Here is a 25,591-nt window from a genome sequence, read left to right as displayed (position 1 = left end):
CAGACCGCTGAATACTAAATACTGTTCCCTGAAATCTGAATACTGATTCCTGACCGCTGATTCCTACCTTTGGGTTATGCAATTCACGAAATCCCTCTCCTGTTCTCTTCTCTTTTGCCTTTGCTGGGCGGGGCCGCAGGTGCAAGGTTGGGGACAGGAGCTCCGCACCAACGCTTCAGGCGAAAAGATCATCGTGTATGCCGACGGCTCCGCACGTTACTTTAACGACCTGACGCTGATCGACGCACAGCAAAAAGACTCTGCCGGGGCTGCCTACCCAGTGGTAAAAGTGACCATCGAACCGCTGAGTGGCGGTGTGGATCCCACACTCGCTGATTTGCGACGCATTGCGCAGCGGAAACTTCAGCTGGCCCGGGAAGCCGAATCACTGGCCCGCACCCGTGCCACCGCAGCCATCAACAACCGGGTCGCTTTAGAGCGAGACCTGGACGCCGCCCGGAACGCTGGCCGGAACGATGAAAGCGCCGCCTTGCAGCGCCGCCTGCAACTGACCCGGCAGGTAGAAACCTCCGCCCTTAGCGAGCGTACTGCTGCGGAAAAGCGAGCTGCTGCGGCCAACATAATTGTCACCGAAGGTCGTTACGTAGATGCCTACAACGAAGCTCGCCGTAAGGAGCGGGCCGGCCCTGCAATTGAAAAACCTGCAACCCGGACCGAGCGCGACCTAAAGATGCTGGTGCCGGCAGAGCCGGCCTTTTCCGGTTACGGTCCGTCCATTGGCCGTTTCCCCGTCCCGGAACCGCCACCGTGTGCCAGCGGCCTCCCGGCCGCTACGCTCAACGGTCCAACGCCTACCAGCTACCCTTCTCTTTTTTTCACCCATACTGACGAAAACCTTCGCCCATTTTTGGACGGCAAAGAATACCTTCGCAGCACCGCCTGGACCAGCCGTGATGCCCGGGGAGATCGCTTCCTCCACGTCCGGTTTACCTTCGCTAACCCCAATGTGATAACCGCTTACGGTTTTTTGGCTCAGAACTCCAGCTTGAGCCTCCACCTGCTTAACGGCCGGCACATCTCGCTGCAGGCCGACCGGGAAGCCGTTGGCATCATTGATCACGCCCGAAGGGAGGTCAACTACAATGTTACCTACCAGCTGCCCCGCAGCGCTGCTGCGGAACTGCGTAACCAGGCGCTCGACTATGTCCGGGTATTCTGGTCCGGAGGCTTCGAACAATACGAAGTGTATCAAGTGGATACTTTACGCCGGTTAATGGATTGTTTGTAGCAATACCGACAGGGTAATCGCTAACTCTTTACGCCTTTCTCACCTTAGCCTGATAAGCGCACCAACTTCACTACCCCGGTCAAAGCAACAGATTGGGCCGGATCAGGATAACAACTGATTCACCTCCGCTTTATACATCTTCCCGATCGGCACCAGATGTGTGCTAATCGAAATCCGGTTGCCTTCGATGCTGATGATGTGCGGGATGGCCACGGCAAAAGATTTATGGACCTGTAAGAAATCGTCCGGTGGCAGGAAGGACAACAGGTTGGATATTTTATCACGTGTGACGATGGTCGCATCGGTGGTAATGACCTTCGTATAGTTGCCGGCGGCTTCGAGCAGGAGGATATCGTCGACGGCGACCTGAACGTATTTTTTGTCACCACGCAGGAAAATACGATCGCTCGCCGGTCGGGTAGTCGCGGCTAAGTCGGTTCTTCTTTCGGTCTTTGTCGGGCTGATCACCTTATTCATCGCTTTTAGGAATCGATCGAACCCGAAGGGCTTTAACAGGTAATCAACTACGTTGAGTTCAAAGCCCTCCAGGGCAAACTCCCGATAGGCAGTGGTGACGATCACCTTGGGTGGGTGAGTCAAGGTTTTCAGGAAATCGAAGCCGCGAAGCTTGGGCATGTTCAAGTCCAGGAAAATCAGGTCGACGTCGTGGGCTTGCAGGTGTTGCATCGCCTCGATTGCGTCGTAGGCATTGCCGCTCCGTTCCAGGTTGGGGAGCAGGTCGCAGTAGCCCTGAATGATGTTGTGGGCCATGTGTTCATCGTCGATGATCAGGTAGGTAATCATGGTAATCTGATTATGCCGGGCGGGCGGGGGCATGCCCGGCCCGTGCCAAGGATGGGGAAGAGGGAAAAATGATTAGTTCTGCCCGGAAGACTTCATTTTCCTCTGATAACGAAAGCGAATGCCCGTCAGGATACACAAGTTCCAATCTCCGTTTTAAGTTGGTGAGGCCGATGCCCGGGTCCGCAGGGCGTTCTTCCGGGTCGAAGTTATTCTCCACGGTAAAGGTGACACCCTGCTCCCCGACTTTCAGGTCCAGGTGAACGTAGGCGTTATCCCGCAGTTTTTCTACCCCGTGCTTAAAGGCATTTTCCAGCAGGTTGATGAACAGCAAGGGCATTACTTCTAAAGCTACATCGCCCAGGTCTTTACGAAAGTCTACCTCGACGTGCTTACGGTACCGCTTCTGATGTAAGCGAATAAAGTTCTCGAGATAGGCGACTTCCTTCTCTAACGGAACGGATTGCTTCTGCCCTTCGTAGATGCCGTAGCTCATCATGTCCGACAGCTGCAAGATCATTTCCTGCGCCTCGTCCGTATCCTGTTTGACCAGGCCGTAAAGATTATTCAGCGCATTAAAAAAGAAGTGTGGATTGACCTGGCTTTGCAGGTGCGTTAGCTCCATCTGCATCTGCGCTTTTTTCATTACGATCAACTTTCGGCGCTGCTCCAAAAGCCAGCGGATGCCAAGAACAAATAAGGCCAGAAAATAAAGTATGGCCAGTAGGTTAACTACGGGTTCGAATTCATAGGCCGTCATGACCAGCAACAGCATGGTAACGGCGATGCCAAAAGCTGGCCACCATAACTTTCTGCTTCCCCATTTTTGAATCGGCGCTTTGAGGACCAAAAGGTCCTTATTGACCAAATAGATGAAGTACAGCGACAAGGCAGATATTTCCGCAAACAGAAAGACCAGGAACGGTTCTTTGGGGAAACATTCGAAGGTAGCGCCCAGGCTGCCAGCAGAGATAAGGGACGCGAGGCCGATACTTTCCCATTTGATCCACCCTGGAGTCAGGCTGATGGTTCCCCGACGAAATAGCCACCAGGTAAGGAGAAAGTAGGCGAATGAAAAAATGGCTATCAGCATGAAACTTGCGCCGGATAGCTCTATGTTCAGGTCCAACAACACTATGCCCGAAAGCAGCCAAAAATTGCTCAGTAGAAGTATGCCAGCATTGCCTCGTAAAAGTAGTTTACGCTTCTGAACCATGCCCAAATTTAGGTGGAGGGGGCTCCGCTGGCAACTAATTTGATGAACGACCTGCCAGGTGGGATGAACTGGTGGGGGAATGGGACGAAAGGGGGTTGTGGGAATTATCAAAAGTTCTTGGCGTAACAGTCCTCGTGGACTCCGTAGGGGCCGCACAATTTTCGGCCCGGTAAGGCGGAGCGCCGAAAGCCTGGGTAATAAATGGGGTGTCAACTTGGCGGCGCTGCGCGCCGCATCGTTTATGCCCCTTCTCAGGCCCCGGGTAAAAGAACGCTTTGCGGCCTTTCAACCGGGCAAATAATGTTCGACCATTACGTGGTCACCCTTATACCTGGAACTTATGGAGCATCTTATAAGCAACCACCTGAAAGTTTACATACCACTTAGACAGCAGTTCATCACTATAATTTCGCCGCCCAGATGGCTCCCGGTACGTTTGCCCCATGAACGAACTAATCATTAACGGGCTCTCCAAGACCTACGCCAACGGCGTACGCGCACTGGACGACGTCTCCCTCACCATCCCCTCCGGCATGTTCGGCCTGCTCGGCCCCAACGGAGCCGGTAAGTCTACCCTGATGCGGACCATTGCCACCCTACAACCCGCCGACGGCGGCAGCATCACCTTCGGAGAGCTGGATGTACTGCGGCAGCAGCACGAAGTACGGGAGATCCTGGGTTACTTACCACAGGCATTCGGCCTCTATCCCACCATCACCGGAGAACGACTACTGGACCACCTGGCTATCCTGAAAGGATTGATCAACAAGGCGGAACGCCAGGAGGTCGTCTCCGGATTGCTGCAAAAGACCAACTTATACCATCACCGCAAGAAGAAACTCTCGACTTACTCCGGCGGGATGAAACAACGCTTCGGCATCGCCCAGGCACTGCTCGGAAACCCCAGCCTTTTGATTGTTGACGAGCCAACCGCTGGCCTGGACCCCACCGAACGCAACCGCTTTTATAACCTGCTGAGCGCCCTTGGGGAAAACCGGATCGTCATTCTTTCCACTCACATCGTAGAAGACGTCAAAGAGCTCTGCCCGCAAATGGCCATCATCCACCAGGGACGCGTATTACTTCAGGGCAACCCACTGCAAACCATCGATTCGCTGCGGGGAAAGATCTTCCGCAAGTTCGTCAACCGGGAGAACCTGGAGGCTTACCATCAGGAGTATGCCGTCATTGCTGAACGGAGGTTACAAGGCAAGCCGCTCATCCACATTTATCGGGACTCCGCCCCGGGCGATGGTTTTGAGCAGGTGGAGGCGGATTTGAACGACGTTTATTTTACTCAGCTGCTTGGGGCGGGTTAGGGGAAGCCTTTTTTCATCCGATGAGCGAACCTCTCTGCTAGCTTCAGCTCCTACGAATACGTCGTTGACTGTAGGGGGGGGCACCCTTACCGATTCGTAGCGATCCCCTTTTATTCCAACTTTAAAACCTCTGTGCCCCCTCCGTCCCTCCCGCTGCGCGGCCCTCTGTGAGCACCCAATTGCTGACTAGTAATTCCCAAAAAAACTCCAATATGCTACTCCAAATCGCCAAATTCGAATTCGCCAACCGTCTTCGTCAACCAGTTACCTATCTCTATTTTTTGGTGATGCTACTTTGCTCTCTGGGAGCAGTCGACTTCATCTTTGAAGGCAGGTTAGGCCAGGTGAAGACGAATGCACCTTACGTGGTCGCCACTTCCATGGGGATCTTCTCGGCCTTTTTCATGTTGATCATTTCTCTGGTGATGGGAGAAGCTGTTCTCCGGGATTACCGGCATGGCATGGCTTCTATATTATTTACAAAGCCGTTAAAGAAAAGGGATTACCTGTTCGGCCGCTTTCTGGGAAGTTGGCTGATCGTGGTATTGATTTTCATAAGTTTGCCGCTAGGCATGCTACTCGGGGAGCGTATGCCCTGGCGCGAAGCGTCGGATTTACTAGCCTTTGATGCCAGCGTCTATTTTCGTCCGTTTTTCTTTCTGATAGTCCCCACCCTCTTCATGAGCGCTGCTGTTTTCTTCGTCACCGGGGCGTTAAGTAAAAAGTTACTGGTAGTGTACACCCAGGGCATTTTATTTTTCATCGTTTACCTCATTGCCATGATTGCTTCGCGGGATTCGGTTGATCCGTTCTGGGGAAGCTTGCTGGACCCGTTCTCTTTCGAGACCATCAATAACCTAATCAAGTTTCAGGCACCCGAAGAAAGGAATAGTTTCGCCCTGCCCTTTACCGGTATTTTGTTGGTGAACCGGGTTTTTTGGACCAGCATTGGCGTTCTGGTATTATCCTTGGGGTACAGGCGGTTTAATTTTAGCCTGGTGGGTGCCTCCCGGTCAAAACTCCAGGTCATTCCCGCTGAAGAAATGGGCCAGGCGGAAAACGTTTATGGAAAAATCACCTTGTTTCCCGCACCGGCTCCAACCCGAACAACCTGGCTGCTTCAATTATTTCACCTCACCCGGTTCTATTGTCAATCGGTGCTTAAAGAGGTCTCCTTTTGGGCTATTGTAGTCTGCGCGGGAGCCATCATCTTCATCAATGGTATTTCCCTGGGGTCGCTTCACGGGACCAGTAGTTTTCCGACGACCTACCTGGTGGTAGAAGAAATACAAGAGCTGGCCATTGCCTTTTTCCTCATCATCATGGTCTTCTTTACCGGCGAACTGATCTGGAAAGAAAGAAGCCTTAAAGCCGACCTCCTGCTGGACGCCTACCCTACCGCGATCGGCCTGAAGCCACTGGGCAAGTACTTCGGCTTACTCCTCATTTACGGCTTACTTATTCTGGTATTGATCGGTTCAGGCATGGTATTCCAACTCTTAGCTGGTTATACAAATTTGAATCCCGGCCTTTACCTGTCGGGCTTCTTCGGAGCGACCTTTAAGTTGTTGGCCCTATTCACCGCAGCCTCCTTTTTTATTCATGCGCTGACGAATAAGAAGGCCGTAGGTTTCCTGGGCTCGCTGCTCTTTCCCATCCTGAGCGTTTTACCCTACCCCATCGGATTTCATCATCCGCTGCTCCGCTTTGGAAGTGGAGACCTCGGAATTTACTCAGAAATGAATGGCTTTAGTGGTTCCTGGGAGCTCTTTGCAGGGCTGACTGTTTATTGGTCGGCTGCTGCAGTAATATTGCTCCTGGGAAGTATCCTTCTATTTGTCAAAGGAGAGCAAGTTTTGCTCTGGAAACGGATCAGAATGATCAGGCACCGGCTTAGCAAACCAATGATCATCGGTTTACTCTCCGCTACCTTATTGATGGGGTCCAGTGGTGGGCATTTGTACCACCAAATAAATATTCGGAACACCTATTTCTCACCGGCGGAGAAGGAGGCCATGCGGGCCAACTACGAGCAAACCCTAAAACAATACGAACACCTCCCCCAACCGGAGATTGTTGCAGTCAACCTAAAAACGGAGCTTTACCCCAGCCGCCGGGCTTACACCGTGGAGGGTTATTACGTGCTAAAAAACAAAACGGCGGCCGCCATCGGTAACCTCCACGTGCAGGAGTACCCCGACGATCAGGTTACGATGGAGCACATGGGTTTAAGCGTTGCCAACACACCAGACACTGCTCATCAACGGTTCGGGCACTGCATCTACGTCCTCGCCAAAAAAATGCTGCCCGGCGACTCGATAAAACTCTCCTTTCGGCAAACCTTCACGGCTCAAAATTATATGGAACGAGAAGTCATTAACATAGTAGAAAACGGCACTTTTTTCTCCAATGATCAACTGCCAAGTCTTGGCTACAACCGTAGTATTGAACTGTCAGAAGAAGATGCCAGAGCAGCATATGGACTATCGGAACGATCGGATAAAGCAGCCAAAGACGATCCGTTTGCTTTGCGGCAAAGCAACACAGGTGCAGATGCTCACCTGGTCCGCTTCGAGATGATTGTCGGCACGGAAAAAGACCAGACCGCCATTGCTCCGGGAGACCTTCTCGAGGAGTGGACCGACAACGACCGCCGGTATTTCCATTACCGTATGCCGGCACCCATGCTTCACTTTTACGCCGTTGTTTCCGCCCGTTATGAGCTGTCGCGGGAACAATGGACTTCATCCGAAGGGGTGGTAGTCGACCTCGAAGTCTACTACCACCCCGGCCATGAACAAAACGTTGGCCGAATGCAACGGGCATTAAAAGTCAGCCTTGATTATCATACCAAAGCCTTCTCGCAGTATCCATATCATCAGGTACGAATTATGGAGTTCCCACGCTACCGGAGTTTCGCGCAGTCCTTTCCCGGCACCATTCCAACGTCAGAAGCGCAGGGTTTCATGCTTGACCTGAACGACGAGCAGGCCGTGGACATGGCGTCCTTCGTCGTAGCTCACGAGCTGGCCCACCAGTGGTGGGGCATGCAGGTGCAAGCCGCCAACGTGGAAGGCCGACACCTCATTCTGGAGTCACTGGCCCAGTACTCCGCACTGATGATTTTACGGCGCTTGTATTCCGAGGATAAGATCCGCCAATTCCTCGAACGGGAACAACGGTTGTACCTCCAGGCCAGAGCTGCTTCCCAGGTACGGGAGAGGCCGCTCGCCGAGGTTCAAGACCAACAATACATTTACTATAAAAAAGGGGCGATCAACCTTTATGCCTTACAGGGCTACATTTCTGAAGACAGCCTGAACCTGGCGCTACGGCGGTTTGTCCAACACTGGTCCTTACCGGCTGACAAGCCAACAGCGGATCGGTACGCGACTACCGATGACCTGCTTGGCTATTTTCGGGAGGTAACCCCAGACAGTCTTCAGTACCTGATCACGGACTTGTTCGAGACGGTCACCTTATGCGACAACAAAATTTTGGATGGCAGTTTCGTCGCGTCTTCAAAGGACAGTTTCCGGGTACAGCTGACTATTGAGACGCATAAGTTCCGGGTAAACACAGAAGGTCAATCCGTTCCCGTCAGCGCTAACGACTGGATTGACGTTGGGATTTATGGGCAGGACCGATTTGGCGCTGATTCGCTGCTGTACCTGAAAAAGCACTTGTTTTCGGAATTAGAAACCAACCTGAAAATTGACGTTGGCCATAAGCCGGTTTGGGCAGCGATTGATCCTTACGGAGTGTTAATTGACCGGATCGTTGAGAACAACCGGGTGGTGTTGTCGGATTAATTCCCCACCACCGAGACGTAAATCCATCCCTCCGCGGCTTTCTGAGGATCCTTATTATCGTCGCCCACTAAGGCGTTAAAAACCTTTTCATTAACGTGAAAGGTATTTGGTAATGCGCTCTTAAAGCTTGGTTTTGCGCCCAGCTCATCCGTACATTTTAGCCGTATGGGGAGGATACCTGCGCCGGGGTAAGACAGTTCAATGGTTTTCCCTGCCAGGACGTTCCCGCGCCAGGTAAAGGCACGCGATACCGGAATCTCGTAACCTGGTTTGATGATCCTGGCGGAATCGGCAATAATTTGGAAGGGGCCCATGTATTCTCTGTGCAGAGCAATGATCTTTTTTGCCAGCTCATCTTTTGGGGAAAGGGACTTTAGCCTTTCCTCGATGGCGACGTCGTCGTCGATACTGACATAGTCTTTTTGCACCAGCCAGTCGACCAACACTGGTCTGAAATTATTGTCTTGCCATATTTTATCGAGTACATCAGTTGTTACCTTCTTCGACTTGAGTTCGAATTTAAACCCGGTTTCACTGCCCCCAATGGAGACATCATCCAGTTCGCCCTGGCCAAAAAGCATCATCACCAGCACACCGAGTAACAGCCCGGCTACACCACCGATTAACATTCCTCTTGTTTGTTCTTTCATAAATTCAGCTTCTTGACCATTAGTACCGCCAAACTTAGCCTTTGCCACCCACTCCACCAAGTTAAGGTGGAAATTTGCCGATCTGTATTTTCCTGGCTCAGGCCGTGTTGCGAGGTATGGTTACCGTTCGGAATCGGTGTACCTTCCCTCCTTAACTCACCACCACTGACTTATGCAGCATATTGTCTCCCGCTTCCGGCTTTCAGGCCCGGCCATCGACGTCAGCCCCTTTGGTTCGGGCCACATCAATGCTTCTTTCCGGGTAAAGACGGAAGAAGATGAATACCTCCTGCAACGGGTCAACCACCTGGTTTTTCCGGACATCGCGGCATTGAGTGACAATATCCAGCTCGTAACGGACCACCTGAGAAAGAAGATAATGAAGGCTTCGGGGGAAGCTGGTCGACAGCAAACGCTGCAGTTGATTCCGACCCTTGAGGGAAGGTGGTGGCTGAAAGACCAGGAGGGGGCGTATTGGCGGGTCTTCGAATTTCTGTCCGGGCTCGTGTCTTACGACGTAGTTGAGACCCCGGAGCAAGCCTACGCTGGTGCGCGGTCATATGGTTATTTCCTTCGGTTTCTGGATGATTTTCCGGCTAAACAGATCGTTCCGGTGCTGCCGGATTTCCACAACATTGTATCGCGGCTGAAGGCATTTGAGGTGGCGCGGACGCAGGTGCAGGGGAAGTTAAAAAACAGGGTTTTGCAGTGCCAGCCGGAGATTAAGCGGGTACTGGCCCTCGCCAACGACATGACGGCAATACAGCGGGTGTGGGAACGCGGGGTGTTGAAGACGCGGGTGACACATAACGACACGAAGTTCAACAACGTCCTGCTTACCCCGGCCGGGGAAGGCCTGGCGGTCGTCGACCTGGACACCGTGATGCCCGGCATCGTCCACTTCGACTATGGCGACGGCATACGCACCGCAGCGGCTACCGCCGCCGAAGACGAGCCTGACCTCCACCTCATCGGCGTAGACCGGGAGAAGTACACTGCCTTCACCGAAGGCTACCTCTCCGTTACCCGGGATTACCTGTCGGAGGCTGAGTTACATTACCTGCCCCAATCCGGGGCGTTGCTTGCCTACATTATGGCGGTCCGTTTTTTGACGGACTATTTTAATGGGGACGTCTATTATGGGATTAAGTATGCGGAGCATAATTTGGTTCGGGGGAGGAATCAACTGAAGTTGGCGGAGGTGTTAATGGGGTTTTCTAGCTGAGCTGCGAAACGGCGTAGGCACTCCAGTGCCACTAATTGCCGTGATAATTGGATTCGCTCCTGATTTTTCCGACTAAAGTCAGTACTGTGTTACAAAGCTCAAAAAGCTAGGCAGGGAGACCAGTTTTCAATTTTTAATTGCGCCTATCAACTGTTTAAAGCGCAGTTGATCCCGAATCGAATCGAAGCTCTCTTCTTCTTTTAACCATTCAACGTCATCATACCCCAGGCTGATCGCTTTTTCCAGGTTTTGCAAAGCCAGCTCTTTCTGGTTTTGCAAAGCGTAGTAGCAGGTTAGGTTTCGGTAGACCCAGCTGTTTTCAGGGTCTAGCTCTTTGGATTTGTCTAGATTTTTCTTTGCTTCATTAAGTTGTTTGACTTTTAGGAGGCTGTAGGCTAAGTTGTTGTAAGCATAGGCGTTTTTCGGGTCTAACTTGATCGCTTTTTTAAAATCACTAATTGCTCTATCATAATTCCTCATTTCGGAGTATGCAGTTCCTCTGCTGTCATAAACGTCGGCATAGCCTGGTTCCAACTCAAGTGCTTTGTCATAATTTAAAATTGCCCTTTGATAGTCTTCTAAAAAAGTGTACGCCCCTCCACGGAAATGATAAACATCAGTAGATTTCGGATCTAATTCAATTGCTCTATCAAAATCTTCAATTGCTCTTTTGTATTCTTCCTGAAGAATATATACAATACCTCGATCTACATAAGCACTAATAAATTTTGGGTCTAATTTAATAATTTCGTCAAAATCAGCAATCGCTTTTTTATAGTCCTTCAACAATGTATAAGCCCTCCCCCGATTATCATAGGCACTGACGATTCTCGGATCTAACTCAAGTGCTTTATCGCAACTAGCAATAGTACTCGTATATTCCTTTAACCCAATAAAGGCTCCTCCCCGATTACTATAAGCAAGGGCATCCATTGAGTCTAGCTCAATTGCCTTGTCAAAATCAGCAATGCCTCTTTCATATTCTTCCAAGCCGACATAGGCTACCCCCCGATTATTATAAGCACCGACAATATCTTGATCTAACTCAAGTACTCTTTCACAGTCAGCAATAGCTCTTTCGTACTCTTCTAAGCCATCATAAGCCGCCGCTCGGTTACTATAAGCAATAACATTTGTTGAATCTAACTTAAGTGCCTTATCACAATCGTCTATGGCTTCAGCATACTTTTTTAGACCGACGTTCCCACCTCCCCGGTTACTATAGGCCATAGCATATCCTGGATTCAACTCAAGTGCTTTGTTACAATCTTCTATGCCTCTCGTATATTCTTTTAGACCGATATAGGCGGCTCCACGGTTACTATAAGCCATATCATTCTTCAAGTCCAGTTCAAGAGCCTTATTACAATCGATTATGGCTTTCTCGTATTTTTTCAGGCCAGCATATGCCCCCCCCCGACCACTATAAGCTTTAGCAAAACTTGAATCTAACTCCAGTGTCTTATTAAAGTCAGCTAATGCTTTGTCATATTCTCTCAGATAAGAATAAGCGCCTCCTCGGTCGCAATAAGCTACGACATAATCTGGCGCCAGCGCTAACACCTGATCAAAATTGGCAATCGCTTTTTGATATTCTTTCAACTCAGTGTAGATATGCCCTCGATTCATATAAGAACCAACATAACCGGGATCTAAATCAATGACTTTATTAAAGTCAACGATTGCTTTTGTATATTCCTTTAACGACGCTAAAGCGACACCTCTGTTGTGATAAGCAGCGGACGACGTAGGACTTAATTCGATTATTTTGTCGTAATTATCAATTGCTTTTTGGTATTCTCTCAAGTCATAAAAAGTATTACCTGCTACGAAATACCGTAACACCTTATTTAAACCAGAAATCAAAAAACTCCCCAATTCACTTAGCCTGTCCAAAGCAAGGAACGCCTCTTCTATCTTCTTCGCCTTAACATTGATTAATGAGGTAATCCAATACTTCATAGATACAGAATCAATCTGTAATTTTCCAGCCTCAATGGCCATTGGGCTGGTCGACGTGTACTCAGCGTCATGCTTGGCGAACTTGACGTCAGAGTCCGTTGCTAAATTAGCAATCACCTCGTCGGAAATCTTATAGCGAAAACAGACTTCAGCCCCAGCACAATTCTGTTCAACCTGGCGGGCCAGACCATATATGATCAAGTCGGCATGGTGCCTTTTTTGGATTATAATGGCTTCTTCCTGACTATTAGGCGGTGGAATACTGTCTACCACATACACTGTATGTAAGGGAATGTAAACATCTTCATTAGCTGCAATCACGTTCAAATGCTCCTCTACGGCCCGGCCTATGCAGTAGGTATCCTCTCCCGCGATATAATCCTCAAAACGAACAATCAGTACATTAAAAGCTTCCTGATCATCAGGTTGAAAAATGGAGCTTTGTACGGGTGGTGGACTAAGTAATACTTCTTTAGGGGCTGGCTCAGGGTAGAAAACGTCTTTCGGATTGTATCCAGTGGATGCCGCAATCACTGCTGAAACACCAAGAATAACTGCTAATCCGACAACGTACTTCCAAAACGGGCGGAAACCACTTTCGCCTGGTTCAACCGCCTCTTTCTTTAGGGTCTGGTCGGGTAACTGGCCGATAATTTGCAGTGCAGCGTCATGAATGCGAGCAATCGAAATGCTTTGATCTTCAATCGATAAAGTTCCTTTCCGTGCTTTTTTCCTGTACTGTTTAAACTTAGAGGAAAGTAAAAGAACTTCATCGCGCAAGTCTTCGTCTTCCAAGGATTCAGTGATTTCCAACAAAGCATTAATAGCCTGCTTAGCCTTATCCTGACCGATAAGGTTTTGCAATTCAGACTTTGAGAGAAAGGGCTTGATTTGGTTTTGATTTTAGCTGGTGACCAATGTAAGACATTTTTGATATCTCATCATCTACCTCACCGTAAACATTAAGCGTCTATCGGAGAACGTGTTCTTCCGTCCACCCAATCAGCATCAAGCATTGTCGGAGGTGCAACCGTTAGTGCTCGGAGCGTCCTTAGTACAGCCCAGCTACCGCCCCCGAACAACTAACCGATTAGCCTGCTCCGCTCCCGCAGCAATCCGCACCACGTACATCCCCGCAGGCAGTTCGCTAAGGTCAAGACTACGCTGGCTTCCGGGATACCGCGCCAGTTCCTGTCCATGCATCGTGACCAAGCTGATATCGGTAACGCCTGCGGGCAGGTTATTCAGAATTACTACGCCTTCCTGCGTAGGGTTAGGGAAGATGTTGATGCCACGTGCCCAGGTGGGCTCCCGGCTGGAGACCGTACCGTTCACTTCAATTTCGTTCCCCGTACCGCCTAAAGCGATGGTTACCTGATCGGCACTGAGGTAGGCATCCGGCGTGAGGACCAGGTTGAGTTGGTAGTTTTCGTTGGCGGAATTGTTCAGAGCGCGGAAGGTCAGGTTACCGACGAGGGCGGCACCGGCGGGAGCCGGTGCATCAGCGCGGTCTTTGCGGGCAAGGGCTACCTCAAAGCGGCCGGTGGTTAACTCCGTGACCTTGGCAATGGAGAGGAGGTCCTCGCCGAGGAAAGAGTTTTCCAGGTTGATGGCCAGACTGGAGAGATCAACCTCGTCCGGATTGAATTCAAGGGTAAAAGCCAGACCGTTGCCGCCTGCTGCTGCATTGTCTGGCTCACCAAGAAAAATCGGCAGGGTCATTAACTCTCCGGCGTTGATGGTATCCACTCCGCCCAGGTAAAGTGATGGATCAGCGGAACGACCGGAGGAGGTGCCGCCGCCCGGGTTCCAGAAGCCGGGCGCTTCCTGTCCGTAGAAAGTATTGAGAACAGCCACGTCGGCGGCTTCGATGGTACCGTTGCCGTCGGCATCGATGTTGGCGAAGTTGGTATCGTCGGGCAGAGTCTGGGGCCAGGGCACAGCTTCTACTTCGGTGAAGCCATCTACCACTGTATCCCGCGCGGGGCCGGAGGCCCCGTAGGCCAGGCCGATGTTGAGCAGGTCGGTATGATTGACGGTGCCATCGGCGTTAGTGTCTCCGGGACGAAGGGGGATGGTCGGTATTTCGCCAAAGGTCAGACTACCGTCTGTCAAAAAAAGTGAGTCAATTTCCTGAACATCATCATCAAGAAAAGATGTTTCTATGTCCCCACCAAAGGCTATAATAGAATAGCCATTCGGCACCTTAGGTGTAAAGCAAACCTCGAAGAGTAGCGTTGAATCAGGCAAGGTAATTGGGCCGGTGTCGAAGGGACTGTACAGGTGACGCAGCTGACCAACAAGGGGCATCCCAAAATTACGACTGTTAATGCCCAGGCCGTTATTATTAAACCTTACCTCTGCGAAAACCAGTTGGGTGGAGTCGTAGCGTATGGCAAACTGGTACGCCACCACCTCCTGATAGTGATTGGCATTAATGGGCACACACATCGTATCCTCCACTGGGTTGACAACAAGGTCTGGAATAGAAAGATCCGCCAACGGCTGGGCAGAGATGATAGCGGAAAAAGAAAAGAGTACCGCCAGGGCAGCATTAGAGAATAGTTTCATGGGATCGTGAATAAGTTAATGGGAAAGGATACTGACGTGATAAATTATTAGCACGCCCCTCAAAAGTAGGGTTTAAGCTTTATTCAGTAGAACCTGACGACTCCTTTAACAGAATTCTTCGATTCTCTCTGCATCCCTGGAGATAACAGTTCCCGATCTGGCGCAGAGCGCCTTTCGTCCAACCCCACCAGACCAATAGACCAATAGACCAAAGTACCACCTATCCCAACCACTTCCCCTGCCTATCCATCCCTTGCTTGCTCATTACCAAGTCCAACAAAGCACCTGCGTCCGCGCCCATATGCAACATTTCTGCATGCGTGTCTTTAAGGAACCGCTCCTTGACCATATGGTCGAGCAGGCCGGAGAGGTGACTGTAGTACCCATGGACGTTGAACAGGCCACAATGCTTAGCGTGTACCCCCAGCTGGGTCCAGGTAAACGCCTCGATGATTTCCTCCAGGGTACCGATGCCTCCCGGCATCGCAATGAATCCGTCAGATGCCTCGGCCATGGCCAGTTTGCGCTCGTGCATGGTCTCCGTTACGATCAATTCGGTCAGCCCCGTGTGGCCCACCTCCATATCCACCAGAAACTGGGGGATCACGCCCAGCACCTGTCCGCCCAACCGCAGGACTTCGTCGGCCACCACGCCCATCAGCCCAACCGATCCGGCACCATAAACGAGGCGGAGGTTACGCTCCACGATGGCCGCTGCCATGTCTTTGGCTGCGGAAGTATAGGTGAAATTAGCACCAGAGGAAGAGCCGCAGAAGATGGCGATGGATTTCATGTTCGTTAGTTTTTAGTTTTTAGGTTTTAGCAATCAGGTTCAGGGGGCAGTTTTCAGGCATTTGTTATCGCTCGATCGCTGCGCTCACTTGCCTTTAGTGGCCGGAAGGACGCAAGGTAATACCAACGACGGAATCAACAAGGCATGCTCTAAATCTTCGCAGAAAGGTGGTAGCCGTCACGAGCGACAGCTAGCATTCTTGCTTAGGCCCGGAGGGCCGTCTATCGTAGCGATGGGTCAGCGCAGCTCCGAAGGAGCCAGCGCAGCCCTTCGTTTTCGTTAGGCCCGCTAGAGTTCCCCACCAATGCAGGAGTGACCCAGGCCCGGAGGGCCGTCTATCGTAGCAATGGGTCAGCGCAGCTCCGAAGGAGCCAGCGCAGCCCTTCGTTTTCGTTGGTTTCATTGATTCCATTGTTTTCGTTAACCCCGTTAGGGCCGACCCCGCCATCTGTTCCTAACCCGAAGCATCGTCTATGGTAGCGAGAGGTGACCGGCGCTCCTAGGATCAAGGGAACCCCTCGCCCGCATTCACAACGACACCAGCCCCTGAGTGCCTTCTAGCCTATGAACCAACCTTCGGAGCGGGAGCTCCACTCCTCACCCGAAATTTCAAAAAAGATTTACCCCCCATGCAGCGCATCCCCCTACCCCCCGGTCTATTACCCGAATCCAATCCCTAACAAATGCGTTTTAGCCTATTTTCACTGCTGCTGCTCCTGGTCCTGACCGGATGTTATAAAGACTTCGAAGACCTTACTACTTCGACCAGTGAGAGGGAGCCCAATATATCCTTTGGTGCGCTAACGGCTTCGGCTAAGGGGCGGGTGATTACGGAAGACGGTACGCCAATTGCCGGGGCGCGCATTTCAAATTTCAACCGCTCCGTCACCACCGATGCGAATGGCAACTACGACTTTTCTGATTTTCTGATCGATGTTAATGGCGGCACTCAGTTTTACATCTCTGGCAGTGGCTACTATGATGAATGGCGCAAATTTTATCCCGAGGGTGGTTCTCTCCACCTGATCGACATCGTGATGAACTCCCGCCAACCGCAGGGCATCATCAACGGTGCTACCGGTGGCACCTTTACCACTAATGGCGTAAGCCTGACGATTGAGCCCGGTTCCGTAATGGCCAGTGGCGGTGGCTTCTATAATGGCGACATCAACGTAACGATGCATTATGATGATCCCTCCTCCTTTTCTGACATTGCTCAAAGTGCCGCCAACGTTCCCGCCTGGTACAATGGCAGTGAAATGGAACTGGCGACCTTCGGCATGGTGGAGGTAGAAATGACGGACGACCAGGGACGCCGTGTATGGCTCAATCAGGAACAGCCCGCGACCTTGGCCATGCCCATCCCGCCTTCCCTGCAAAATACCGCTGACGATAGTTCCACCGTATTATTCTGGGAGCTGATCGAACTCCAGTGGCAGTTCCTTAGTCAGCCCTCTGTGCGCGGCGGTACCATCCGTGCCAATATTTTCGGCTCAGGCCTTTACAACTGCGACGTACCTTATGAGCGCGCGACCATCTGTGGCCAATTGGTTACTCCCGAAGGGATACCCTTAGTGAGTCAGCCCTTTGCCCTATCAATTGCAGATGGAGCCTTCGTGTTTTCGTTCTACAGCGACAACCGTGGCCGCTTCTGCGCCCGGGTAGCCCGCGACCAGGTGCTACAAATCCGAATCCCCGATCCATGTAACCCCGATGAGATTTTACTTTCTATCGACCTCGGCCCTTACCCCGAAGGCCCTACTGAAATTGGAAACATCGTCCTTGACCTTCCACTTATACTTAAGCCGATCGTGGTTACGAAATGCGAAGACGGTAGTCCTTTTACTGATGAAGACGGGCTCCTCTGGATCAGTGGTTTTGGGAACGGCATCCCCTACCCGCTGAATGGTGACGGTATCTCTCTGCTTCCGCTTCCAAATTGCGGGACGCTCCTCCGTTACCAAATTCAAGCGGTAGATGATGACATGCGTCAAACCTCCACCTTAACCACGGTAATAAATGAAAACAATTCCCCGCTTAACCTCACTGTGTGCGGCGATCTGGAAGCCGACGAATTTTTCACTGCGACCATCGACGGTGGCCCGGTGCTGAACATGAGCCGGGGCAGTTACTTACTCCGGCAAGACGCCGAAGGTGAGCAACGGCACCAGTTTTGGGGAGAGCACGTATCGGGCACAGATACAACCGAGTTTTTTATAAGTCTCCCGGTGCTGGAAGTCACTTCCTACGGCGCGCCCGACGCCACAGTAGTAGGTTTCGGCTACCAGCCCGGGCTTTCTTATCGCTTACTTTGTGATACTAACTGCGCGGGTATGACCATCGACATTATCGCAACAGGCCCTGGATTAAGCTGGGTTGAAGGCACTTTCTCTTATCTAGCTACCCAGACTAACATTATCGACGGCGCAGGAATAGCTGCAGACCTCCCCATCACCGGCACCTTCCGCCTAAACCGCTAATCCCTTGACTGTATCCACCATTATTGAAGGTTGCCGGCGGGGCCGGGCAGACTGCCAGCGAGAGCTGGTAGTTCGCTATTCTCCCCAACTCATGGCAGTTGCCCGGCGCTACGCCCCCAACAACGCGACGGCCAAAGATGTACTACAGGATAGCCTCGTCCGTATCCTCCAGAAAATCGATCAATACGCCGGCACCGGTTCCTTTGAGGGTTGGATGCGGCGAGTCGTTATTAGTGTTGCCCTCAAGCAATTGGACCGCAAGTGGGTCCGCCGCGAGGTATCCGTTGGAGAGCAACGTGACCACCAGTCGGTAGCGCCCGTAGCACTCGACCAGCTGGCTACAGAAGATATTATGCGTTGCATCAGCGGATTACCCGACGGCTACCGGCAGGTCTTCAACCTCTACGCCATCGAGGGGTACAACCACCGGGAGATTGCCCAGATGATCGGTGTTTCAGAAAGCACCTCCCGCTCCCAGTACAACCGGGCCCGCAAATCTTTGCAAACCATATTGACCGACCTTAAAATTGCCCTGAAGCATGCAGAATAAAGAACTAGAACAGGGGCTCCGTGACCGGATTTACGACTACGAAATGCCCGTTGACACCGATCAATTATGGCTTGACGTACAGGCTGACCTCCAACCGGAAAAGAAACGCCGCAGCCTGACATGGTGGTGGCTGCCCGGGCTCCTGCTGGTAGGGAGTCTGGGCTGGTTGGCATTTGGCCTCCTTGAAAAAGATACGGCGCGGACGCAGGATGCAAACAATGTTGACGGGCAATTGGCCGACACCCAGCCAGCTAAGGCCGCTAGCGTTGAGGACGTAGCTACGGGGGAGGCTTCAATGGCTACAGCCCCAGTAAACATTGACGAGTCCAACTTTTTAAAAAATTATATTGAGAATTCAGCTAACCTCCCCATTTCCCCAAAAAAAGCAGCAACTACGCCTCCATCCATTGCATCTGCCACTCCTTCCCCTGTACCTGCGGCCCCGCCCAATGAAGCTGCCAAAATTCTACCCCTTTCTCGGCAGGGGGAGGAAATGCCCCGATCTTCATCAACCAAAGAAGTTGCTGGCGGTAAGCGGCAAAATCAAGCGGCTCCCCGCATCACTGCCCTGCCCGTAGCATTACTGCCCGAGCGGTCTTATGGCCCGGAATCCCCGCCTTTCTCCGAGTTAAAGGATCCTGCCTGCCCCGTTTTCACCAAGCGGCGGAAGGCGCAATGGAGTATCGGCGCAGCCGGCATCAACAGTAAGCCTCACCGCGAGATTACCGCGCTCAACGTTGACCAGTCCGGCCAAAGCATCCGAAACCTCAGGGTGGAAACCCCACTAAACGCCGTCACGGGTCAAATCCTGGCAGGCTACGAAACCGGCAGCGGTTTCAGCCTGCGTAGCGGAGTAGGCTACACACGAATCAACAGCGTAGCGGAAGTTACCCTCGACACCACCGTTACGACCATCGGGACCGGCATCACTGAAGTCATCATCAACGGCCCGGGAGACACCACCTTCATCACCGGAGTAGTGGAACGCCGCATCACCACCACCGGCACTTCCCGGTATTACAACCGATTATCCACCATCGACGTGCCTATTTTACTGGGAAAAACCTTCCGCGCGGGCAAATGGCGCTTCGGCGTTGAAGCCGGTCCGGTCTTAAATATTTTGACCAGCGGCAGTGCGCGCTATCAACTGGCCGACGGCTCCTTCAGCACCCGGGCCGACAATGAAAACCTGTTCCGCAACCGCCTCTCGGGCTTAGGCTGGCAGGGAAGTCTTTCGGCCAACTTTCAGCTCTTACCAAAACTCGACGTTGGGCTGGGATTCAATGCCTACCGCCAACCGAAGGGTGGCTTCGAGGTTGCTGGGTCCCCTACGAGTACCCGCTACACGCTTTATGGTGTCCGGCTGGGTATTAAGCGGTATTTCTGATCAAAAGGCATAACTCGAAGTGTCCCGAAGGGACCTTTGAGGTCCACACAGTTGATTACCTTGCCGCCAAAAGGTAATCTATGCTCCCCACCCACTACCACCAATACTGGTCTCAAAACGGTGCCGAACACCTGGCTGATTATGCCAGCGGCACTACAAGCTGGGTGGTTGGGTTGGCTCCTGAACAAGCCATGGACTTGTCGGCGACACAAGTCAGCCAGCTGCTACATGACCGGCTGGGCGCCGAAAGTTTCAAAGCCTGCCTTGATCCGGAAATGCTCCTTCCGTCTCCCCTGGCCGGAGGCCAGGACGGCGAATGGCTGAAGCGATGCCATACCGTTGGGGTCAACGTACGGACCATCGGCGATTTCTGGAAAGTCCTGCACTACGTCATCACCTTACCGGACCACATCCGGGGTATCCACCTCCTACCCATTTGGGAGCCGGGCGTAGTGGGCAGTCTCTACGGCATGGCCAGCTGGGAACTCAACCCGGAGTTCACCAGTACAGAAATGAGTCGGATGTTTCCTGGCCTTCACCGGGTCGAAGATCAACTGGCCGTAGTGGTCAATTTCCTGCATGCTCTGGGCAAGGCCGTCGGGATGGATGTTATCCCGCATACCGACAGGTACAGTGAGATGGTCCTCGTTAACCCCTCGTATTTCGAATGGCTGATCCGGGACGATCTCCTCATCACCGACCACCGGGAGCACCTTCATGAGGAAGCGGAAGCGGCCATATTGGAGTGGCTGCAGCGCCGGGGGCCGGCGCAGCCGGCCTACGCCACCGTCGGCCCATTCTGGCAACTAACCGCCGATAAACGCCGGCACCTGCTCTTCGGCCTTCCGGAGGACTACGGCGGGCGGCAAAGCCGCCGCATCGATCTGGTCGACTGGCTTTTTCACCGAGGCCTGGAACCCGTGCCGGCTACCATGGCACCACCCTACCGGGGCCTTGAGGTCAATCCCGATCCTTCCGCCATGACGGTCGATTATGCCGGACGTGTGTGGCGGGATTACAAATTCTCCGAACCGACGGAAATGAGCCGGGCCTTCGGCCCGCTGACCCGTTTCAAGCTCTACGGCCGGCAAAACGATAACCAGGACTGGGCCATTGATTTTGACCAACCAAGACCTGACGTTTGGGCGTACCTGACCAATAAATACGCCGAACAGCAGGCGCGCTACAACTTCGACTTCATGCGTGGCGACATGAGCCACGTTCAGATGCGGCCGGACGGGGTACCGGAAACGGCTGACGAGTGGTACGACCCGTTACGGGCGGTGAAGCTAAAAATTCAGGAGACAACGCCGCACTTTGCCTACTTCGCCGAGTCCTTTTTGGCGGAGCCCGGGTACATGGCCTACGGAGATGAGGTCGACCACCTGGAACGTAGTGAAGCGGAAGTCACTCTCGGCAACCTACAGTCGACCGTGCCTGATGCTGAAGACTTTTGGGAGATGACCGATCATTATTTGCGAGTAGCTGCGTCGCGGTCCGTTACCCCGGCATGGACCGTCATTACCGGAGATAAGGACGACCCCCGCTTTGATCACTTCCACCATCACGGCGAAATGGCGCGAATGTTTACGGGGTTATTTCTCGGCGTTTTACCCATGTATTACAGCCTTGGTTTTGAGCAGCGGGACCGGCATTTTGAGCGGGCGCAGAACGAAGTATACTCCAAGTTATATGTCTTTCAGGAAGACCGCGGAGACAAAGCCGTCAGTGGTCCGTTTCAGTGGGGTGCCAATCTGGATTTATTCGGCAAACTGACTGACCTTAATCGGTTTGTAGCGGGTATTTTGCCGCACTTGGGGCCAACGGAATTTCCGGCGACAAAAAAGAGCGTACCGCCACATTTTTTGGGCGCGGACGCAGGTGCAAAGAAAGTTGACAAGAGCAGGGTGCTCCACTGGGTCCGCCCGGCGACCGATGGTGAAGGAGCTTATCTTTTTGTTGTTTCCTTCTCCCCGACACCCCTGGAAGAAGTAACCGTCTTCGCGGGAGACCAGTGGACTAAAGCTGATCTGCTTTTTTCCACCGACGAGCGGGAACATGAAATACTGGCGGTAACGGATGGAGCACTTTCGCTGGAAAAATTAGCGGGTGGAAGATGCTATTTACTGGGGTGAGGTTTTGGCTCGTCCGCTGAGACGGGAGGCACGACGGGGCTCGCCCGCTGAGCAGACGGTGAACTACCAAAACCTCTCGGCGGACGAGTCAGTTCCTACGTCGCGTCTCGACCAGCGAACGATTTTTTAAGCCTTAAACATCACCCTCCTCAATAACCTTCGGCTGCCCCCGCACCTCCAAAGAAAAAATATCCGGCCGCCCATAGTGCCCCACCACGTCGAAATCCAGTTGGGCGCGGGAGATGTCTTCCAGGTCCAGCTCAGCTTTAAGGATACCGGCATGGCCAAAAAGCGGACCGGCGATGATCTCGCCAAGGGGAGAGATAATTACACTACCGCCCCGGCACATTTCCTCCGGCTCATTGGGCACCAGTTCCTGGTGCTGTTTAGTGTACATCGACTTAGTAAAATACTGGTTGCACCCCAGTACGAAGCAACGGCCTTCGAGCGCGACATGACGCATCGTGGAAGTCCAGACATCACGGGAGTCTGCCGTGGGCGCAACGTAGATTTGGACGCCTTGCTGATACATAGCCATCCGGGCCAATGGAAGGTAATTTTCCCAGCAGATCAGACCACCCAGCCGACCGATCTTTGTTTGCACTACCACTAAGCCTTCACCTGCGGCCTCGCCCCAAAAAACACGTTCGGTCCCCGTTGGCTTAATCTTACGGTGAATGGCCAGTAGCCCGTCCGTTGGGGAGAGGTACAACGTCGAACAATACAGGGTGCCGCCCACCCGCTCCGTGACCCCCATCACCAGATACGCCCCGTAGTCGCGCGCCATGGCTTCAAGCCTGGTACGGTCCTCCGTTTTAAGGTCGATGCTGTTGTTGAGGTAGTCTGCGTAGAGTTGACGTCCTTCGTTGGAACGACTGCCCACCACCGCACCAAAATCGAAGCCGCGCGGATAACCAGGGATGAAGGATTCTGGAAAAATGAGCAAGTCACACCCGCCAGCATGCTGTGCCACCAATGCTTCCGTTTTCCTCAGGGTCGCTTCTTTGTCGAAGAAAACCGGACTATCCTGAAGTACACCAACCCTGACTTTCATGATGCTTGATAGTTACTCCACTGGTTCCGCAACAGCGACGTCTTCTTCCCGGTATTTAGAGAATATCTTTTCCAGCAGACGCAACTTGATGGGACGTGGAAATAATTTACCAAGAAAGGCCATGAGCTTCACCAGGAAACCCGGGCGGATAACCGCCTTACCGTTGAGCATGCCGTTGATGGCTTCAGGGGCCAGATCTTCCGGCATCGTCACCGCAATTTTTGCCAGGGTACCCATCGCTTTCACCCGTTTCAGACCATCCTCATTAGTAATGACCGGACCGGGACAAAGGACAGAGACACTGATATCGTAGTACCGAAACTCTTCCCGTAGTGCCAGGGAGTAATTATAGACGAAAGCCTTGGTTCCGGTATACACCGTCTTATACGGCAGGGGCAAAGTGGCCTCTACACTGCTCATGTTTAACACCCCACCCTGTGTCTCTTTAAGTATGGGGAGTAAGGCGTAGGTCAGCTCAACCATCACCTGGTTGTTGAGTTGCATCATGGTGCGGTACTCTCCCCAGGTGGTGTTCTCAAATAACCCGCCGCGGCCAAAACCTGCATTATTGATCAGGTAAGTTGGTTTCAGACTGGCTTCACTCAGCCAGTCCAGGATTTTAGCGATCGCTCCTTCCCCTACGAGATTAAGGCCGAGGGTGAGGTATGCAGCTCCGGGGATACCTGCCAACTCTTCTTCCATATGACGAAGATCCTCGTTGGGCAAGGCAACAATAGCCACGCCCAAACCTTGCTTTACGCATTCCAGGGAAAGCGCCCGGCCAATGCCGTGACTGCCTCCGGTTACCAGGACCCATTTGGGCTTCCTGAGATTATCGATTTTGCTCATTGATGTAAAAGTGCCGGGAATGTGTATAAATGCAGCCACAAAGCTACGCACTATTAATTAAGTCTGGGATTTCTCCTGTCTTCCCCCGGCAATACGCTAAGCGATTTTCAGGAGGTGCTTTGAAAAATTAATGTTGACTTATAAATGCAACGTACAACTGGTGGTAAAGAAGCCTTGTCTGCCAGGCTTTTAATCTATAGTTTTGCACCTGCGGCCGCGCCGGATGGTGCAAAAAAAATGGCGACATTAACCGATGATGTAGTTGGTCTGCACAATGTAGACAGCGAATTTTCGCCAACTTTCTCTAAAAGTCATACCTTAGCCGCTCAAACATGCATTAAAGCCAGATTATGCCCTACAGTACGATCACCGGAATAGGCCATTACGTGCCCAAAAACGTTGTGACCAACCACGACCTCACCAAGGTAATGGAAACCAGCGATGAATGGATCCGCGAGCGGACCGGCATTGAAGAGCGCCGGTACATCACCAAGGGAAAGGAAACTACCACGACCCTTGCTTACGAAGCCAGCATTAAAGCCATTGCCGACGCTGGCATCGACAAAGAAGACATTGACTTCATCGTGTTCGCTACGCTGAGCCCGGACTACTATTTCCCTGGCGCGGGCGTACTATTGCAGCGGGAACTCGGCATTGCCAAAACGGAGATTGCCGCCCTTGACATCCGCGCCCAGTGCTCGGGTTTCGTTTACGCACTCACCACGGCCGACCAGTTCATCAAGTCGGGCACCTACAAGAAAATTCTCGTCGTTGGGGCTGAGGTCCACTCTGTTGGCCTCGACTTCACCACCCGTGGTCGTAACGTTTCTGTCATCTTCGGCGACGGTGCCGGTGCAGTTATTCTGGAAGCAACCGAAGACAAAGGGGTCGCAATCCAGGCTACAAGTATGCACTCCGACGGCACTTACGCCGAGAAACTCAGCTATATGTACCCTGGTGCACACGGCGGCTATTTCATCGAGAAGTACGCCATTGAAGGCTTCGATGTCGACTACGGCGACCCGGAATTCGGCGGCTATTTCTTCAATCAGAACATGATTGACCAGAACCGCGTCTACCCCCACATGGAAGGACAGGCCGTTTTCAAAATGGCCGTCCGTAAATTCCCGGAGGTAATTATGGAAACCCTTACTAAAGCAGGTATGGAGGTAAGTGACCTCGATATGCTGATCCCCCACCAGGCTAACCTGCGAATCAACCAGTTCGTAGCCAAGACCATGCGCCTCAACGAGGACCAGGTGTACAATAACATCATGCGGTACGGTAACACCACTGCTGCGTCCATCCCGATTGCGCTCAGCGAAGCACGCGATGAAGGCAAAGTTAAGAAGGGCGATAACGTCGTTCTCGCTGCCTTCGGTGCCGGATTTACCTGGGGTGCTGTTGTGCTGAAATGGGGACGTGACTAGAAGTGCCTCAGGCACTTCGTTGGTCTATTGATTCTATTGGTCTATCAGGTGCGGATGCTCGCTATCGCTCGTGTGTACGCCCAACAGACTAATAGTACCAACAGACCA

18 protein-coding genes are annotated in these 25,591 nt (G+C 52.3%); 10 read left to right on the top strand and 8 right to left on the bottom strand.

Features of this window, described 5'->3' with window-relative positions; genetic code table 11:
- Positions 1-76: 76 nt before the first annotated feature.
- Entirely contained in the window at positions 77-1,249 is a 1,173-nt protein-coding gene (locus tag B036_RS0124360; protein WP_026232314.1) for a hypothetical protein, read from the top strand.
- Positions 1,250-1,351: 102 nt separating this feature from the next.
- Here B036_RS0124360 and B036_RS0124355 read toward each other — a convergent pair whose 3' ends face one another.
- Positions 1,352-2,053 carry a LytR/AlgR family response regulator transcription factor gene (locus tag B036_RS0124355; protein WP_026232313.1) on the bottom strand — a complete coding sequence of 234 codons (702 nt, stop codon included), beginning with the start codon at positions 2,051-2,053 and terminating at the stop codon, positions 1,352-1,354.
- 10 nt (positions 2,054-2,063) lie between these two features.
- Complete coding sequence (locus B036_RS30915) at positions 2,064-3,266, bottom strand: sensor histidine kinase (protein WP_020571357.1); 1,203 nt, start codon at positions 3,264-3,266, stop codon at positions 2,064-2,066.
- 443 nt (positions 3,267-3,709) lie between these two features.
- Between B036_RS30915 and B036_RS0124345 the strand changes: the two genes are divergently transcribed.
- Positions 3,710-4,585 (top strand): ABC transporter ATP-binding protein, encoded by an 876-nt coding sequence (locus tag B036_RS0124345; RefSeq protein WP_020571356.1) that lies wholly within the window; start codon positions 3,710-3,712, stop codon positions 4,583-4,585.
- Between the two features lie 212 nt (positions 4,586-4,797).
- On the top strand, positions 4,798-8,397 hold the full coding sequence (locus B036_RS30910; protein WP_020571355.1) for an ABC transporter permease/M1 family aminopeptidase: 3,600 nt from the start codon (positions 4,798-4,800) through the stop codon (positions 8,395-8,397).
- Here B036_RS30910 and B036_RS0124335 read toward each other — a convergent pair.
- The gene (locus B036_RS0124335; protein WP_157472379.1) at positions 8,394-9,047 is read right to left on the bottom strand and encodes a hypothetical protein; all 654 of its coding nucleotides are present in this window, start codon (positions 9,045-9,047) and stop codon (positions 8,394-8,396) included. The genes B036_RS30910 and B036_RS0124335 overlap by 4 nt on opposite strands.
- A gap of 172 nt (positions 9,048-9,219) precedes the next feature.
- On the opposite strand from B036_RS0124335, the gene B036_RS30905 reads away from it, so the two are divergent.
- Positions 9,220-10,272, top strand: coding sequence for a phosphotransferase enzyme family protein (locus B036_RS30905; RefSeq protein WP_020571353.1), 1,053 nt, complete (start codon positions 9,220-9,222; stop codon positions 10,270-10,272).
- 126 nt (positions 10,273-10,398) lie between these two features.
- On the opposite strand, the gene B036_RS30900 is transcribed toward B036_RS30905, so the two are convergent.
- The 3 genes from B036_RS30900 to B036_RS0124315 all read right to left on the bottom strand — a co-directional run bounded on the left by B036_RS30900 (position 10,399) and on the right by B036_RS0124315 (position 15,598).
- Complete coding sequence (locus B036_RS30900; protein WP_020571352.1) at positions 10,399-13,098, bottom strand: tetratricopeptide repeat protein; 2,700 nt, start codon at positions 13,096-13,098, stop codon at positions 10,399-10,401.
- A 201-nt stretch (positions 13,099-13,299) separates the two neighbouring features.
- Positions 13,300-14,805, bottom strand: a complete 1,506-nt coding sequence (locus tag B036_RS0124320) for a T9SS type A sorting domain-containing protein (RefSeq protein ID WP_020571351.1) — start codon at positions 14,803-14,805, stop codon at positions 13,300-13,302.
- 220 nt (positions 14,806-15,025) lie between these two features.
- Positions 15,026-15,598 carry an LOG family protein gene (locus tag B036_RS0124315; protein ID WP_020571350.1) on the bottom strand — a complete coding sequence of 191 codons (573 nt, stop codon included), beginning with the start codon at positions 15,596-15,598 and terminating at the stop codon, positions 15,026-15,028.
- A gap of 683 nt (positions 15,599-16,281) precedes the next feature.
- Between B036_RS0124315 and B036_RS0124310 the strand changes: the two genes are divergently transcribed.
- The 4 genes from B036_RS0124310 to B036_RS30895 all read left to right on the top strand — a co-directional run bounded on the left by B036_RS0124310 (position 16,282) and on the right by B036_RS30895 (position 22,150).
- Positions 16,282-18,078, top strand: a complete 1,797-nt coding sequence (locus tag B036_RS0124310; protein WP_020571349.1) for a carboxypeptidase-like regulatory domain-containing protein — start codon at positions 16,282-16,284, stop codon at positions 18,076-18,078.
- A gap of 4 nt (positions 18,079-18,082) precedes the next feature.
- Positions 18,083-18,628, top strand: coding sequence for an RNA polymerase sigma factor (locus B036_RS0124305; RefSeq protein ID WP_020571348.1), 546 nt, complete (start codon positions 18,083-18,085; stop codon positions 18,626-18,628).
- Positions 18,618-20,015, top strand: a complete 1,398-nt coding sequence (locus tag B036_RS0124300; RefSeq protein WP_020571347.1) for a hypothetical protein — start codon at positions 18,618-18,620, stop codon at positions 20,013-20,015. Before B036_RS0124305 ends, B036_RS0124300 begins: the two co-directional genes overlap by 11 nt.
- An 80-nt stretch (positions 20,016-20,095) precedes the next feature.
- Positions 20,096-22,150, top strand: coding sequence for an alpha-amylase family protein (locus B036_RS30895; RefSeq protein WP_020571346.1), 2,055 nt, complete (start codon positions 20,096-20,098; stop codon positions 22,148-22,150).
- A 133-nt stretch (positions 22,151-22,283) separates the two neighbouring features.
- Here B036_RS30895 and B036_RS30890 read toward each other — a convergent pair whose 3' ends face one another.
- Positions 22,284-23,204, bottom strand: coding sequence for a carbon-nitrogen hydrolase family protein (locus B036_RS30890; RefSeq protein ID WP_020571345.1), 921 nt, complete (start codon positions 23,202-23,204; stop codon positions 22,284-22,286).
- Positions 23,205-23,216: 12 nt separating this feature from the next.
- Positions 23,217-24,053 (bottom strand): SDR family NAD(P)-dependent oxidoreductase, encoded by an 837-nt coding sequence (locus B036_RS32615; protein WP_020571344.1) that lies wholly within the window; start codon positions 24,051-24,053, stop codon positions 23,217-23,219.
- 144 nt (positions 24,054-24,197) lie between these two features.
- On the opposite strand from B036_RS32615, the gene B036_RS34015 reads away from it, so the two are divergent.
- Both B036_RS34015 and B036_RS0124280 read left to right on the top strand, forming a co-directional pair.
- Positions 24,198-24,431 carry a hypothetical protein gene (locus B036_RS34015; RefSeq protein WP_169435096.1) on the top strand — a complete coding sequence of 78 codons (234 nt, stop codon included), beginning with the start codon at positions 24,198-24,200 and terminating at the stop codon, positions 24,429-24,431.
- Entirely contained in the window at positions 24,404-25,483 is a 1,080-nt protein-coding gene (locus B036_RS0124280) for a beta-ketoacyl-ACP synthase III (protein ID WP_020571343.1), read from the top strand. Before B036_RS34015 ends, B036_RS0124280 begins: the two co-directional genes overlap by 28 nt.
- The last annotated feature ends 108 nt before the right edge of the window (positions 25,484-25,591 follow it).

Origin of the sequence: Neolewinella persica DSM 23188 (assembly GCF_000373105.1) — a bacterium.
In the GTDB taxonomy this organism is placed as follows: Bacteria; Bacteroidota; Bacteroidia; order Chitinophagales; family Saprospiraceae; genus Neolewinella; species Neolewinella persica.
The sequence above is the reverse complement of the archived record's forward strand: the minus strand, read 5'-3'. Positions and strand labels throughout refer to the sequence as shown.

Bases quoted from the DNA above. Each gene is read 5' to 3' on its own strand.
- B036_RS30915 (WP_020571357.1), bottom strand. From the start codon at position 3,266: ATGGTTCAGAAGCGTAAACTACTTTTACGAGGCAATGCTGGCATACTT.
- B036_RS0124360 (WP_026232314.1), top strand. From the start codon at position 77: ATGCAATTCACGAAATCCCTCTCCTGTTCTCTTCTCTTTTGCCTTTGC.
- B036_RS0124320 (WP_020571351.1), bottom strand. From the start codon at position 14,805: ATGAAACTATTCTCTAATGCTGCCCTGGCGGTACTCTTTTCTTTTTCC.
- B036_RS0124335 (WP_157472379.1), bottom strand. From the start codon at position 9,047: ATGAAAGAACAAACAAGAGGAATGTTAATCGGTGGTGTAGCCGGGCTG.
- B036_RS0124315 (WP_020571350.1), bottom strand. From the start codon at position 15,598: ATGAAATCCATCGCCATCTTCTGCGGCTCTTCCTCTGGTGCTAATTTC.
- B036_RS32615 (WP_020571344.1), bottom strand. From the start codon at position 24,053: ATGAGCAAAATCGATAATCTCAGGAAGCCCAAATGGGTCCTGGTAACC.
- B036_RS30905 (WP_020571353.1), top strand. From the start codon at position 9,220: ATGCAGCATATTGTCTCCCGCTTCCGGCTTTCAGGCCCGGCCATCGAC.
- B036_RS30895 (WP_020571346.1), top strand. From the start codon at position 20,096: ATGCTCCCCACCCACTACCACCAATACTGGTCTCAAAACGGTGCCGAA.
- B036_RS30890 (WP_020571345.1), bottom strand. From the start codon at position 23,204: ATGAAAGTCAGGGTTGGTGTACTTCAGGATAGTCCGGTTTTCTTCGAC.
- B036_RS0124355 (WP_026232313.1), bottom strand. From the start codon at position 2,053: ATGATTACCTACCTGATCATCGACGATGAACACATGGCCCACAACATC.
- B036_RS0124280 (WP_020571343.1), top strand. From the start codon at position 24,404: ATGCCCTACAGTACGATCACCGGAATAGGCCATTACGTGCCCAAAAAC.
- B036_RS34015 (WP_169435096.1), top strand. From the start codon at position 24,198: ATGCAACGTACAACTGGTGGTAAAGAAGCCTTGTCTGCCAGGCTTTTA.
- B036_RS0124310 (WP_020571349.1), top strand. From the start codon at position 16,282: ATGCGTTTTAGCCTATTTTCACTGCTGCTGCTCCTGGTCCTGACCGGA.
- B036_RS30910 (WP_020571355.1), top strand. From the start codon at position 4,798: ATGCTACTCCAAATCGCCAAATTCGAATTCGCCAACCGTCTTCGTCAA.
- B036_RS0124300 (WP_020571347.1), top strand. From the start codon at position 18,618: ATGCAGAATAAAGAACTAGAACAGGGGCTCCGTGACCGGATTTACGAC.
- B036_RS0124345 (WP_020571356.1), top strand. From the start codon at position 3,710: ATGAACGAACTAATCATTAACGGGCTCTCCAAGACCTACGCCAACGGC.